This window comes from Peribacillus sp. RS7 (genome assembly GCF_041956845.1).
GTDB lineage: Bacteria > Bacillota > Bacilli > Bacillales > DSM-1321 > Peribacillus.
The window spans coordinates 2968453-2983580 of sequence record NZ_CP168135.1 but is presented as its reverse complement, the minus strand read 5'-3'; the positions used below and the strand labels follow the sequence as shown (position 1 = coordinate 2983580).

Sequence of the window (15128 nt, the reverse complement as noted above, 5' to 3'; positions counted from 1 at the left end):
GAATGGGATTCACAAATATCATTTACGTTCCATATTCAATGTTTAAGATTTGTGGACTTAGATTAACTCAAACGAATGATCGTCAGTGAAGCTCCTGCAGATCCTCCCCCCGTTAAGACAACGGTGGCAATTAAACCAAATATATCTGAAGAGAGATTGAATCACCTGCTGATAAGTTTACAATCACATCATTATTATAATTAGAAATCGCGACAGCTGGTGATATTATGGAGCTAGGAATAGGCGTGGCACCATTTAAAATCAACCTCGAACCAGCAAGAAGTCCAGCGGTTGTATTTATTTGATACGTCAAATAATAACGACCAGTAACAGGAACGGTAAACACCATACAAAAAGGCCCCCATAAAAGGAAGCCACTCATTTACTAACATAGCAATCTTGCCAAACATTTTTACGCATTCAAACTTTTTTCCAAATTGGCACCGCAAGATTCGCGGATGATTAACTCATCCTTCATAACGAATTTTTTCTTTTCAACGGTTCCGCCTTTCATTAAGGTCAGCAATAAGTTTGTTGCTTTTTTCCCTATTTCGTACTTAGGCTGGTCAATGGTCGTAATATGAGGATGAAAAATGGATGCTATTTTCAAATTATCAAAACCTACGACAGCAATATCCTTGGGAACGCTCAACCCATGATCCTGGATCGCTTTTACAGCTCCCAGCGCCATTTCATCATTAAAAACAAACACTGCTTCAGGCCTTTTTTCCAGCGATAATAATTTCATCATCTGGTCATACCCTGATTCAATGCTATAATCCCCCCCTTCTTGGATTAATTCCTGATTGACTTTCAAGTGATGATTCTTCATTGCCTGCTGGAACCCCCCTAAGCGATCCCGGCTAAGGATGATATTCATGGGGCCTGTTATATGAGCAATTCGTGTATGTCCAAGCTTGATTAAATGTTCCGTTACTTTTCTGGCACTGCTTACATTGTCGATCGATACAGTTGGAATGTCCAGTCCGTCCACGTATTCACATGCCAGTACAATCGGGAATTGATTTGAGAGATTTTCCAGGCTTTCTCTGTTCATTCTAGCGGTAAGGAGTACCGCTCCATCCGCCTGCTTTTTGTATAGCAAATCGATGTATTCCTTTTCCCGTTCAATGTCATTCTCGGTATCTCCCAATATAACCTGATAGCCATTTTCTACAGCAGTATGTTCAATGCCCCGAAGGACTTCGGAAAAAAAGGGTCTTGTTATATCCGGTACGACGACCAGAATGATCTTTGTCTCTTTCGTCCTGAACTGACTGGCAATCATGTGAGGCTTGTAATTCATCTCTTCAATCACCTGCAGCACCTTTTGTTTGGTATCTTCACTTACTAAATCCGGCTGTCTGAGCACTCTTGAAACGGTTGCGGGAGATACGTTGGCCAATTTCGCCACATCGCTCATTTTCATTCTATTATCTCCACCTGCCTATTTTCTATTTTGTCATTTTCATTAAGTCCATTATAAAGTAATTTAGACTTCATGTTAAAATATCGAATTCCCTAGGCAACGTTTCTTTCAAAACATTCATGGATTTTTTCACGCCTGTTAATGGCACCATTGTTAAATCTTCCATTTCGAGAACGATCGGTCCTTCATAACCTATCATTTTAACGTAACTAAACCAACCTTCATAAAGTTTTCCTCCTCTATTTAAACTAGACATCCCGTACATGCCGCTCAGTCAATTCTCTGTTCCGTTTCTTTCCTTTACGGCGGCTCCATAAAACCATAAAGAATACAGCAGTTGCACCAAGTGAACCCGAAAAATAAAATCCTGCAGAAATACCTAAATGTGAAATCAATACTCCCGCAATAAAAGGTCCAGCAAACATACCAATCGCGTAAATTGCTTGATATGCACCCATGGCCGTTGCCCTTTTTTCAAGGGGAATCGACTCCACCGCCATTCCTAAAAATAATGGAAAAAGAATTCCTAATGAGAATCCATTCAACCCTTGACTCAGAAAAAGCATCTCTTTTGTATCTATTAATGGCGTACATGTTGTGAAAATGGCCGTTAGTCCGAAAGCTAGTTTCAGTAACCTCCATTGTCCGAATAATGGTACGAATATCTTTCCGCTAAGCATGGTGGCAATGGCATGAGGAATCATGAATGAAAAGATGACCATGCTGATCTCATCAGTCTGGAGACCAAGCTTTAAAGCAAATGTCGGAGTGAAGCCGAACATTGTCGTGAAGATGATGCCATGTGCGAGAATGGATAGAAATGATACTTTTAAAAGCGCCGGTTCAAGCATAACTGATACGAGTTCTTTCAATTGAATAGGCTCTTTCAGAAAGTCTTCGTTCGATTCGTAAATAAAAAGTGAAAGGACGATACCAACGAAACCGATAATCCCTCCCATCCAAAAAGGTGCTTGCCATCCCCATTGATCGACAATGTATCCGCTGACCACCATTCCAAGCAGCTGTGCCAGAACCACTGCTAACGAGATACTGCCCATAGCTCGGTGAAGATCACGTTCTGAAAAATAGCTGGAAAACAAAATGGTGAACGCTACCCATGTTGCGGCGGCAACTCCAGCTAACGAGCGGGCCAAAAGGATCCAGCCTAAACTATCGGCCCAAGCAAAAGTCACGCAACTCAACGTACTCACGACCATTCCAAAGATAATAAAAGGTTTTCTTACTTTTATGAGGTCGGAAAAAATTCCGAACGGAAGCCTGAAGAGAAATTGCATCAGCCCATAACTGCCTAATACCATGCCAATAAATGTATAATCCCCTCCAATCGTCTCAAGGTAAGGAGACAAAATGGGTATATAAATGAAATTTGAAAACCAAAAAATAAATGAGAGCACTAAAAATAAAAATCTATTTCGTGCGGTATGTAACAAAGTCATTGCAACCCTTCCTCTGACCAAAACGAACTATTTTTCAGCAATGGCACCTCATTCAAAAACTGAATATACAAAAAGGTGCCCGCAACGTAATTGGGAACACCTTTACATACTTAAGCCTTTCCAATTGTATTGAACTCTGCCATTTTTCTCTTCACGACGGAGATGATAGCTTCTTTCGCTGGTGTGATGATGGCGCGAGGCTCATATACTTTTCCTTCAACGGCCAATACTTCCCGAATCGTTTTTGCCCACACTTGTATGTTTTCGGTATTGACATTTATTTTAGCGTGTCCTAGTTCAATTGCTTTTTTGATTTGGTGCAGCGGAATACCTGAACCTCCATGTAAGACGAGAGGCACATTCGTCATGTTCGAAATTAATTCCATTTCCTCAAAACCGAGTTTAGGTTCTCCTTGATATGGACCATGAACGGAACCCAAAGCAGCCGCTAGTGCATCAATTTCCGTTTCTTTTACAATCCTCGTGCATTCATGGGGATTTGCATATTGAATACCTCCGACGAGGCCATCCTCCGTCCCACCGACTGTCCCCACTTCCGCCTCAACGGAAACGCCGCTCTTTTGGGCATAGTCGACAACCATTTTGGTCATTTCAATATTTACATCTATTGAATGATGGGAGCCATCGATCATGACCGATGTAAAACCCGCATCGATCGCTTTCTTGCAGCGTTCCACATCCATTCCATGATCAAGATGTAGTGCAACCGGAACCGTAATGTCCATTTCTTCCATAAGGCTTTTTACCATAGCCGCAATCGTTTTAAATCCGCCAAGATAATCAACGAGCCTGTCCGATGCCGCAAGTATGATCGGCGCTCGTTCCTCATTGGCAGCCTGTAAAAAAGACTGGGCGAATGCCAAACCATTAATATTATATTGACCCACAGCATAACTTCCTGCTTTTGCTTTCAAAAGCATCTCTCTCATTGATACTAAAGGCATAATTCCATCACCCCCCATTTCCCGAGATTACCATTTTTACTCACGCATTCTGGAGTACAAAGTATTTCGAGATAGCTTGAATTGTCGTTTCTTTTGCAGTCTTAATGGCTTCTTCAGCATCGAGTTCATAATATTCAGGACGGAACAATTCAACAGATACGACGTCAGAATAACCAATTCCCTTCAAGATGAATAATATGCTGTCTAAATCTATGGCACCATGCCCAGGCCACACCCGGTCTTCATCCGTCAAAAAACCGATTGGAAAATCCTCTGTATCATCAATGTGTAAAATGAAGATTTTCGACCCATCTGCTTTCTTCAAGTCCTCCAAACTGGAACCCATAGCATGGAAGTGAAAACAGTCCAGCACCAACCCAACATTATCACGATTGACTGTTTCAACAATATCGTATGCCTGACCGAATGTATTCACAGTACATTGCGGATACCCGACAAATTCCACTGCAATTTTAACGCCAAACGGTTCAGCGATTTCGGAAAGCTCCGTCAATACTTCCACACAGCTGTTTTTAATATCTTCTTTCAATATTTTTGCTTCCGTTACAAGTGGAACCGCCACCACATATTTCACACCCAATTTCTTCGCCATGATCATCATGTTTTTAAATTCGGCTATTATCGCCTTATGGCCGTCTTCCTCTCGGTTATTAAAGAATACGAGCGCGTTGAAGGCAAGTGGTTTAATATGATTTGCGTTAAAAAATTCGACTAGGTCTTCAATAGAGTGCTCTTCCAAATACTCAGGCAATTTATCCATGGTACGGATTTCGATATAATCGTAACCATGTTTTTCACAGTGTTTGAGATCTTTGACCAAGTTGGAATTTTCAAGTGTTGTCGCTTGGTTGAAACAAAGTTTCATTCTGTCAGCCTCCAATTCTTTCTGCTAAACCCAATCCGTCTCTCATTTTTTGAAGCATAAGCTTACTTGACCAGTCTGCTTTGTCGATCCAAGCAAATACTGCATTTGTCGCGATGCCGTCAAAATTCATTTCTTTCAGTTTTTTGAAGATCGTATCAAAGTCAACTTCCGCTTCGCCGATGTTCAAATGCTGGTGGACGGTTGCCTCGACACCTGGAGGATTGACGATATAACGGAGTCCGTTGGATGCTTTATGATTGAATGTATCTGCAAACAAGACATGTTGCAGGCGATCCCCGGCAGAATCGAACATAGGGGCAATATCGCCTTTGCCATCATCATAGAAAAATGTATGTGCGGTTGAATACACAAGGTTGATCCATGGACGGTCAAGGGCACGGATCATATCCATCGCTCCCTCATGCGTTTCGATGAAATCGAATGGGTGTGCCTGCAAATTCAGTTTGACGCCTTCCCTTTCAAACACCGGGAGGAGCTCATCCATTGATTTAATGAATTTCTCTTCACAGATAACTTCATTGAATTTAGACCCGTTAAATTCACTATTCATCAAGTCAACATCCAATTCCACTGCCACTTCAATGGCACGTTTCCAATTACGGACTGCGGCCTGGCGCCGTTCCTCATCAGGACCGGCCCAGTAGTAAAGCGGAAGCAAGGATGATATCTTCACACCTGCGTCGCTACACCAGCGTTTCAAATTCTTAATCTGTTCCTTATCCACTTTAGGGTATTTATAGAATGGACAAAAATCTTCCCTCGGTGACAGTTCGATATATTCATAGCCTAGTTCCGCTGTTTTATCGACCATTTCTTTTAATGATAAATTGGCATACATCGTAGGATCCAAAGCTAGTTTCATTGGTCTTTCCCCCTATAATTCATTTTTCGTTTCAATGCATGGTACGTTCACTGTACAGTGATTTTCCCCGTATAAAAAACGGGCTTCTCTTCTAGATCAACGGATTCTTTCTGTCCGGACTCTTGTGCTTTTACACAAGCATCAGCTGTTACGGAAGCGATGTATCCGTCCCATGAAGTTGGACCATTCGGCTGACCTGTCTTTATAATGGAATCTATGAAATCCTGCAACTCTATGTCATATGCATCCATAAAACGGTCTTTCCAATCTACCAAGATATCCGTGCTCCGTTTTGCGCCTTTCCTTGTCACGATGCTCGCCGGTTCAGGAAGATATGCAACACCGTCCTCACCAATGACTTCACATTGGATATCATAGCCATATTTACAATTCACGAATACTTCAGCTTGAATGACAATCCCGCTCTTCGTTTCCATTATGATGAGTTGGGGATCTTTTAAGTTAGCATGCGCGCGGCTTGTTTTCTTCGGGTAAATGACTTGAACTGATTTGTAATCATCGTTGATTAACCAATGCAATACATCAATCTCATGAATCAATGTATCAACGACTGCCATTTCCGTCGTATATTTTTCATCCACTTCTGGATTGCGGTGTACGCAGCGGACCATGAGTGGCTCACCAATTTCATTTCTATCAATGGCTTCTTTCAGTTGTACGTAACCGCTATCATAACGTCGCATAAAACCAACTTGCACCAAACGCTTCCCGTGTTTCATTTCCGCTTCGGCTATTCTCCTGCAGCCTTCCGCCGTTGTTGCCAGTGGCTTTTCACAGAACACATATTTGCCAGCTTCAATCGCATTCAATACGTTTTGCTCATGTGCAGGGCCCCAACTCGTAACAAGCACAGCATCCACATTTTCCGAGTTTACCAGTGATTGGTCATCCGGATATACAAGTGCCTCAAGTCCGTATTGATTCACGACCTGCTTTGCCGCCTCTTGATTCACATCGGTTACAGCCACAATTCTCCCTCCGGATAATTTGTTTGCAATTCTTTTAATATGCTCCCGGCCGATGGCACCCGTTCCTATTACGCCAAAATTTAATGTCATGATCATATTCCTCCTATTATACGTATCTATATTTTCTCTCTGTAACTCTTATATTATTTTTGTCATTTCCTTAATAGGTTCTTTTCCATGATTGCGGAAGTTTTGTTCAAGCTGTTCTAGTGTAAGTCCTCTTGTTTCCGGTAAACATTTTTTCACAAAGATGATAGCCAAAATGCCTAAAGCGCAAAAGAAATAGAATGTTGTGGACAATCCGACTTTATCAAGTAAAACAGGAAATGTTAAGCCAATCAGAAAGTTCACGACCCATAGAAAAAATACGGTGACACCCATACCAAGCCCACGTACTTGAAGCGGGAAGATTTCTGAAAGCATCAACCAGGTAACCGGTGAAATGGCTCCCTGCTGAAAGGCAAGGAAAGTGACTGTCAAGGACAAAACGATATAAGGAAGGGCAGCCGTCCCTTCAAGAAGGGAAGATAAGACGCCAATCAGCAGCAATGTGGTCGTAGTCCCGATCAAACCGGTTAAGAGCATTGGACGGCGCCCGATTTTACCAAGCAGCCAAATACCTAAAAACGTTGCCAAAACAGAAATGATACCGTTTGCAATATTCCCGATCAAAGCAGCTTTTGTCTCAAACCCTGCATCCTTTAAAATTTGGGTACCATAGTACATGATAGAATTAACGCCCGTTATTTGCTGAACGATGGCAATCCCGATTCCAAGAAAGACGATTCTCCGTATCCATGGGACGGTCAAATCTTTATATGTAGCTTTTTTAACATGGTTCTCCTCATCGAATGTCGCTTTGATTCCCTGAAATTCCGATTCTGCCTCATCCATTTTACGTATTCTTTTCAAAACCTTCAGGGCCTCTTCATTTTTTTTCTTGGACACAAGCCACCTTGGACTTTCAGGCAACCTGATCATACCAAAGAAAAGAAGTATGGCTGGAAGTGATGCTATTGCCAGCATGTAACGCCAAACATGTGAACTGTCACCCATCGTTGTCCCTAGAATGGCATTGAAGATGAATGCAAGCAGCTGTCCGCTAACAATCATCAATTCATTTTGGGTGACGATCCGGCCGCGTCGTTCAGCAGGAGACATTTCCGCCAAATAAGTAGGAACGGTTACTGACGCCCCGCCTACCGCAAGGCCGAGAAAAAAACGGCAAGCAATCATGACCGTAACATTCGGTGCAAACGTGCATCCAAGGGTGGAAAAGAAAAAAAGTACCGAAAGAAAAAGAATGTTTTTTCTGCGGCCCGCATAATCCGAAAGCCTGCCTCCCAGAAACGCTCCAAGTGCCGCGCCTAAAAGAAGTGAACTGGCAACAAGTCCTTGCGTAAGTGAATTGAGGTTAAGTTGATCCGCTTCGGACATGAACGGCAAGGCACCATTAATGACACCTGTATCATATCCGAACAAAAGACCGCCTAACGTCGAGATGATAATAATCTTGCGTAAGAATGCCATTTGATTTCCATCATTTATCAAATTAATCACTTCTTTCCGGTTTTTAATCTTGAACGAGGAGCAGCCTTTCATTTATATACTTGCGAGCGATTAATGCGTATTCCAATGGATGGGCAACGGACGGATCTTGTTCCGCTTCTACTACAATCCAGCCTTTATAATGATTTTCCAGTAATGTATGGTAAGCTTCCACAAAGTCAATGCAGCCGTCACCAGGCACTGTGAACATACCGGCTAAAAAAGATTCTTGAAATGATTTTCCCTCTTTCCGGCACTGCTCCATCACGTTATGCCTCACATCCTTGAAATGAACGTGCCCAATGCGGTCGATATGCTTTTGCAGAAGGGACATGCAATCGCCATCCGATACATAAATATGTCCAGTATCATATAACAGATGCACCTTCTTGTCGGTATTTTCCATAAGGCGGTCAATTTCACTCAGTGTCTGGACCCCTGTCCCCATGTGGTGGTGATACACCAGTTTTAAGTTGTAAAGTCCAGCAATATCCCCGAGCCGATTCAGGCCCGTACACAATATTCCCCATTCTTCTTCAGTAAAGTGGGGCTTTTCCTTAAATACATCGTACCTTCCGCCTTGGATACTGTAGGTCTGTTCGGATACTACCGCTACATCGCCATCGACAGCCTGTAAATATTTGCAATGTTCATGGAAATCCCGTTCTGCTTTTTCGATTCCATCACGAACGATGAAACTGCTGAACCACTGACCGGCTATTTTTAAGTTCCGAAGCCGCAGCTCTTTATTCAGGACCGCCGGTTCCGGGAAGAAACCGCCTACTTCGGTCCCCTGAAATCCTGCCACGACAATATCGCTTAAAAGGTGGGATAAGGTGTTTTCAGCCCCTATTTCCGGTATGTCATCATTACGCCAGCCAATTGGGGCAATCCCCCACGAAATCTCCTGCATTTTCCGATTTCCCCCTTTTAATATTGTTTGGCCTTTTTTAATTTCTCTTGTCTCGCTTCATATGCCCTTTGTATACTTTTCCGTTCCGAGACCTCTGCCACGCCAACATTCCACCAGGAGTCATAACCATCCGTCATCGTTTTCGGCAGAACCTTCATTTCTATTAATGTAGATCCCGATTGTTTCTTTGCATCCTCCAATGCAGCTTTCAGCTCATCGACAGTATTGGCCCTGTAAGTTTTGGCTCCGTACCCTTCCGCCACTTTTGCGTAATCTATATTCATGATTTGGTTATCATGTGTTCTGAACTCACAGCAATATGTTCCGCTGCCATTCTCCATTTGCAGATTGTTGATGCAGCCGAAGCCTGAATTATCAAACAATAATATGTTGATCTTATGATTATATTGGATAGCTGTGATCAATTCCGAATGAAGCATCAGAAAACTGCCGTCCCCTACCATTGCATAGACTTCCCGGTCTGGATGGGCAAGCTTAGCTCCTAATGTTCCTGCAATTTCATAGCCCATGCAGGAGAATCCATATTCAAGATGGTAAGTGTTTGGCACGTTTGAATGCCAGAGTCGCTGCAAGTCACCCGGAAGTGATCCGGCTGAACCGACCACCACACTTTCCTGATCGATCGTATCGTTTATTGCGATCATCGCAGTGGATTGGGCCAATTCAGTTTTCAATGCATCCGAGTATTCATTCAAGACTTGCTGTGAAAACTGGCTTTTGATTTCAGGCATGAAATTTTCACGGCTGAAAGTGACTTGACTTAAACGGGTCCGTTCGGAAAGCCACTCCGCCTTCCATTCTCCAAGCATTTCCCCATATTCGGTTTCATAGCCCACTAGTAACGCTTCAAGGTTCTCGAGCGCCACTTTTGCATCGGCGACGACTTGAAATCCATCTAATTTATAGGTTTGAAGGCGGCTGACGTTAATGTTCAAAAACTTTGTCCTTTCAAAATCAAATGCAGTTTTGGAAGAAGTCGTAAAGTCAGTATAGCGGGTCCCGACACCAATTACGAGATCTGCCTGGCGGGCAGCCTTATTGGCAGCCATCGTACCGAGAATGCCGACTCCGCCCAAATTCTTAGGAAAAGATGATTCCACCGTCGATTTACCTGCCTGTGTTTCCACAAGTGGAATGTTATGCTTTTCCGCCAGCTTCATCAATATATCCCGAGCTCCGGAATATCTTGCTCCGCCACCGACGATGATGATCGGCTTCTTACTTGCTCTAATTCTATCGGCCGCTCCTTGCAGTTCCCGATCAACCGGAGCTTTCCGATCTAAATAATGGACGCGTTTTTCAAAAAAATGTTCATCGAAATCGAATGCTTCCCCTTCTACATCCTGTGAGATGCATATCGTCGCTGGCCCGGCTTTCCCAGGATCGGTCATCACCTCGAAGGCCCGGATCAGACTGGACATGAGCTGCTCAGGGCGAGTGACGCGATCCCAATATCTTGATACTGCAAGAAAAGCGTCATTTGTGGTGATGGCCGTACTATGCTCATGCTCAAGTTGCTGAAGAACCGGATCCGGCTGACGTGTCGCAAATGTATCAGCAGGAAGTAAGAGGACAGGAATATTGTTGGCAAGTGCAGTCCCCGCCGCAGCTATCAAGTTTGCCGAGCCTGGCCCGGCAGATGTAGTGACGGCATAAATTTTCCGCCGCAGCATTTCCCGGCTGTAGGCGATTGCTGCGTGTGCCATCCCTTGCTCATTCTTTCCTTGAATCACTTTCAAGTGGCCAGCGTCCTGTTCGAGCGCCTGACCAATACCAACGACATTCCCATGGCCGAATACATTAAATATACCTTCTACAAATGGAGACTCCTCACCATCAACATGAATGTACTGCTGATTTAAAAACTTGATTAATGCCTGGGCTGTAGTCAACCTCACTGTTCCCATCTTCAGTTCACCCCTCTATGTAGATAAATTCCTTACACGCGTTCGGCAATCAAACCTTCGATTTCTTCTGCAACGGGCATCGCCTCGGATGAGCTGTGCTTGCTTACTACTATGGAAGCGGAAGCACTGCCAAACTTCAAAGCGCTTTCAATCCCTTTGCCGCTCACTAACGCATATAAGAAAGCGGAAGCATATGAATCCCCTGCGCCGAATGTTTTCAATACTTTCGTTTTATAGGACTTCGCTTTAAAAACTTCGCCTGATTTGGCATAGGCATATGAACCCTCGACGCCATGTTTGATGACCACCAGGTCTGCGGAATGTTTAAACAAGTAACGGACGGTTTCTTCATTTGTACCTTTTTCGGTATTTTCCATAACATCATATTCATCACGCGTGCCAATCAAAATGTCTGATTGCTCGGCAACCAACGAATAGTAAACGGAGGTTTCTTCAATGGAATTCCATGTATAAGGACGGTAATCCAATTCAAATACGACTTTTACATCATTTCTTTTCGCAAGGCTGACGGCTTTTAAAACTGCCTCACGTGATGGGCTTTTTGCTAAAGCCGTCCCTGAAACCAATAGGATCTTTGATTTTTTGATATATTCTTCATCCACTTCCGAAGGTGCTAAATGAAGGTCGGCTACATTATCCCGATACATCAGGATACTGCATTCTTCAGGACTTTTAATTTCCGTGAAGGCGAGTCCCGTTTTATGCCCTTCTTGATCGATTACCATATTCGATGTATCAACACCTGCCTCACGCATATAACGCTCGATGAAACGGCCGTGCTGATCATCTGCAAGCTTACCGATGAATCCGACTTCCAAGCCTAATTTTGCACATCCGATGGCAACATTGGCAGGTGAACCGCCCACATATTTTGTGAATGTCATGGTCTCTTCCATCGGACGGTTATATTCATTGGCATTCAAGTCGATGCAGGCACGGCCTATGGCAATCAAGTCAAATTCCTTATCGATATTAAAAGTATAGTTCATCCAGTTAACAGCTCCTTTTCCTTTAACGATTCAGGATCCACTCATGATCGGGATCATTGTAGAATTTCCATGTCCTTGTCGGACCGGCCATGACATTCAAGTAATAAGATTCATAACCGTCAGGCACCCCTACCGGATGATAACCGGCCGGTACAAGTACGACATCACCGTTTTCGACGGACATGGTCTCATCGATCGAACGGTCATCTGTATATACCCGCTGAAATACGAATCCCTGAGGCGGGTTCATTTCATGATAATAGGACTCTTCCAATAATGACTCATTTGGTAAGTTATCCCGATCATGTTTATGCGGAGGATAGCTCGACCAGTTTCCGCTTTCTGTATATACTTCAACCACCAGAAGGCTATTCGCATACGGAGCTGAATCCGGTAATATATTATGCACCATCCGCTTATTGCTCAAAATGCCCCTGTGCTCCACGTCAACATCTCCCGCTTTAATCCATTTAGTCGGAAGCTGCTTATCAGAAGGTGAATAACACAGTGCCACTCTGGCCTTGGTTATCGCTTCCAATTCAAAACCTCTATCATTTGACACGTAAATGCTATCGGTCGGCACTTTATCAAAAACACTATCGCGTGTGCCCAAATCATGGTATACATCTTCGCCTACAGCCACATTGATTTTTCCCGTAAGAGCGACAATGCAGCATTCTTTCTTGATTAGTAATTCTGAATATTCAGCCCCCGGAGTCAACTCCACTATTTTAAATTCAACAAATTCTAAAGGAGAGTTTCCTTTCGTAACCGCTTGAACGACTGTAACACCTTCAGCGACCTCTTGTTTTTCCGGTTTTTGAAGCAGTTTACTCATATGTACCTCCTTGTTTTTCAAAAAATCCGGCCCGTATCCAAACGGGCCATCTTGCAATGTCTTTTTCGTTCACTTATTTCACGTAGCGTGCAGTCACCATTTTTTTACGTGTATAGAACTCCACACCATCGGTTCCATTTGCATGCAGATCACCATAAAATGAATCTTTGTATCCAGAGAATGGGAAGAATGCCATGGGTGCAGGAACACCCACGTTAATGCCCAACATTCCGGCATGAATCGTTTCACGGAATTGGCGTACATCGGCAGCACTGTCCGTATAAAGGCAAGCCCCGTTTGCCAATGCTGAAGCATTGGCAATCTCAACGGCTTCCGTTAAATCTTTGGCGCGGACAACGGAGAGCACTGGGGCAAAAATTTCATCTTGCCAGATTTTCATTTCCTGCGTCACATGATCAAAAATCGTAGCCCCGAGGTAATATCCATTGCCGCTTGCTGCCTCGTCTTTACGACCATCGCGCACAAGGGTCGCACCTTGAGCTATTCCTGATTCGATGTAATCGATGGTCCTCTTCTTAGCCCCTTCCCGGATTACCGGTCCAAGAAAAACACCGTCATCCAGACCATTACCGATCGTAATGGCATCAGCTGCCTGTTTCAATTTTTCAACTAACTCGTCCGCTACACTTTCTTCTACAACAACAACCGCAGCGGCCATGCAACGCTCACCGGCCGACCCAAAAGCCGCACTTGTTATTTCCTTGGCCGTCATATCAAGATTGGCATCTTTCAAGACAATCGAGTGATTCTTCGCTCCCGCAAGAGCCTGGACGCGCTTCAAGTTAGCCGTGCCTGTTTTATACACATATTCTGCCACTGGCTGTGAACCGACGAAGGAGATAGCTTTCACATCTTTATGCTCCAGAAGTCCATTAACCACGTCATGTGCTCCATTAACAATGTTCAGTACTCCTTTAGGAAGACCTGCTTCCTCAAACAGTTCAACTATGCGTGCAGCAAGCAAAGGTGTACGTTCAGATGGCTTTAACACGAATGTATTGCCACATGCGATCGCAAGAGGGAACATCCAGCAAGGGACCATCATCGGAAAGTTAAATGGGGTGATACCGCCGATTACACCAATTGGGTAGCGGTACATACCCGATTCAATGTTTGTCGCGATATCCGGAAGCTGTTTGCCCATCATCAGCGTAGGTGCACCAGCCGCAAACTCGACACACTCGATGCCCCGCTGAACTTCACCAATCGATTCCGATAAGCTTTTACCATTTTCGATAGTTACCAGTTTAGCAAGTTCTTCCCAATTATCCACAAGGAGCTGCTGATATTTGAACAATACCCGTGCCCGTTTCGGGACGGCAACCTGCGACCATTTTTTAAACGCCTCATTCGCCACTTGAACCGCACGATTCACATCTTCCCTAGTTGAAAGTGGCACCTCGGCAATCGCCTCACCAGTTGCAGGGTTGAACACGATTTCCGTTTCCTTTGAAGTGGATTCAATCCACTCACCATTTATATAATTTTTTAATTTTTTCACCTCATGTGTTACTGATGACATGTCTTTTCCTCCTTAAAATAAGTAATTTGTTTGATCATCAAGCCATTTCTAAAAAGTATAGGTATCGACGCCAATGAAATCGATTTCATTTGACTTTAAAGAAAATCCATCCAGGTTTCTTTCTAGGATCAATCAGTTTTTCTAGCTCAATCCCAATATCAAAGCCATCATAAAACTGCGAATGAAATCGATTTCATTTCTCTTTCAGGAGTTCCACCTGAAGGAAAAAGGTAAAGACCAATCCAGGATAACGAATATCTAATCATCCTTAAACATGAAATAGTTCATCACTATTCGCATCAATTTCTGAATAAAGCTTGGATAATCGCGTTCCGGGATGAAATCGATTTCATTTACTTTATAAGGAAATACTACAATGAAATTTTTTCCCTGTAAACACTTTTTTTGGATTTTTTATAATATTCTTTCTTCTTCACACTCCAATACATTGATGGCTATGGAAATGGGCTTCAATATTTAGTTAAAAGCATTTCCTGGGAGAATACCTCTTCGTCGTAATTGACATCCCAGCTAAGGCCGGTCTTGCTCCTATTTAAATTAACCACTACTTTAATGGTATTTTTAAATATTATTATTATAGGAAATCCAGCTATCCTTAGAACTACATCCGTTATAAATTCATATATATAAACATAATAAACGACCTTCCTGCTCTCCCCTTTTCTTCACATTTCCATCAATGTCCCATTCTAAAAAAATAAAAGATATTTTACTATAT

General features: G+C 43.2%; 13 protein-coding genes and 1 pseudogene. All 14 read right to left on the bottom strand.

Annotated features, from left to right (window positions below; translation table 11 throughout):
* Positions 1-62: 62 nt before the first annotated feature.
* Positions 63-346 (bottom strand): annotated as a pseudogene (locus ACDZ29_RS15025) (collagen-like triple helix repeat-containing protein); the annotation flags it as partial.
* Between the two features lie 66 nt (positions 347-412).
* Positions 413-1429: a LacI family DNA-binding transcriptional regulator gene (locus ACDZ29_RS15020; protein ID WP_370013976.1), complete on the bottom strand. Its 1017-nt coding sequence runs from the start codon at positions 1427-1429 to the stop codon at positions 413-415.
* 70 nt (positions 1430-1499) lie between these two features.
* The gene (locus ACDZ29_RS15015) at positions 1500-1685 is read right to left on the bottom strand and encodes a hypothetical protein (RefSeq protein ID WP_375088058.1); all 186 of its coding nucleotides are present in this window, start codon (positions 1683-1685) and stop codon (positions 1500-1502) included.
* Entirely contained in the window at positions 1678-2886 is a 1209-nt protein-coding gene (locus ACDZ29_RS15010; protein WP_375088057.1) for an MFS transporter, read from the bottom strand. Before ACDZ29_RS15010 ends, ACDZ29_RS15015 begins: the two co-directional genes overlap by 8 nt.
* Positions 2887-2996: 110 nt before the next feature.
* A complete protein-coding gene (gene fba / locus ACDZ29_RS15005) occupies positions 2997-3851 on the bottom strand; it encodes a class II fructose-1,6-bisphosphate aldolase (protein ID WP_375088056.1) in 855 nt (284 codons plus the stop codon).
* A 40-nt stretch (positions 3852-3891) separates the two neighbouring features.
* The gene (iolI, locus tag ACDZ29_RS15000; RefSeq protein ID WP_375088055.1) at positions 3892-4737 is read right to left on the bottom strand and encodes a 2-keto-myo-inositol isomerase; all 846 of its coding nucleotides are present in this window, start codon (positions 4735-4737) and stop codon (positions 3892-3894) included.
* A 4-nt stretch (positions 4738-4741) separates the two neighbouring features.
* Complete coding sequence (locus ACDZ29_RS14995; protein ID WP_053533868.1) at positions 4742-5620, bottom strand: sugar phosphate isomerase/epimerase family protein; 879 nt, start codon at positions 5618-5620, stop codon at positions 4742-4744.
* 47 nt (positions 5621-5667) lie between these two features.
* Entirely contained in the window at positions 5668-6699 is a 1032-nt protein-coding gene (locus tag ACDZ29_RS14990; RefSeq protein ID WP_375088054.1) for a Gfo/Idh/MocA family protein, read from the bottom strand.
* A gap of 48 nt (positions 6700-6747) precedes the next feature.
* Positions 6748-8160: a sugar porter family MFS transporter gene (locus ACDZ29_RS14985; RefSeq protein WP_375091143.1), complete on the bottom strand. Its 1413-nt coding sequence runs from the start codon at positions 8158-8160 to the stop codon at positions 6748-6750.
* A 22-nt stretch (positions 8161-8182) separates the two neighbouring features.
* The gene (gene iolE / locus ACDZ29_RS14980; protein ID WP_375088053.1) at positions 8183-9070 is read right to left on the bottom strand and encodes a myo-inosose-2 dehydratase; all 888 of its coding nucleotides are present in this window, start codon (positions 9068-9070) and stop codon (positions 8183-8185) included.
* Positions 9071-9087: 17 nt separating this feature from the next.
* Positions 9088-10998, bottom strand: a complete 1911-nt coding sequence (gene iolD, locus ACDZ29_RS14975; RefSeq protein ID WP_375088052.1) for a 3D-(3,5/4)-trihydroxycyclohexane-1,2-dione acylhydrolase (decyclizing) — start codon at positions 10996-10998, stop codon at positions 9088-9090.
* A 32-nt stretch (positions 10999-11030) separates the two neighbouring features.
* Positions 11031-12008: a 5-dehydro-2-deoxygluconokinase gene (gene iolC, locus ACDZ29_RS14970; RefSeq protein ID WP_289323821.1), complete on the bottom strand. Its 978-nt coding sequence runs from the start codon at positions 12006-12008 to the stop codon at positions 11031-11033.
* A 22-nt stretch (positions 12009-12030) separates the two neighbouring features.
* Positions 12031-12846 carry a 5-deoxy-glucuronate isomerase gene (iolB, locus tag ACDZ29_RS14965; RefSeq protein ID WP_289323820.1) on the bottom strand — a complete coding sequence of 272 codons (816 nt, stop codon included), beginning with the start codon at positions 12844-12846 and terminating at the stop codon, positions 12031-12033.
* Positions 12847-12919: 73 nt separating this feature from the next.
* Positions 12920-14389: a CoA-acylating methylmalonate-semialdehyde dehydrogenase gene (locus ACDZ29_RS14960; protein WP_375088051.1), complete on the bottom strand. Its 1470-nt coding sequence runs from the start codon at positions 14387-14389 to the stop codon at positions 12920-12922.
* Positions 14390-15128 lie beyond the last annotated feature (739 nt).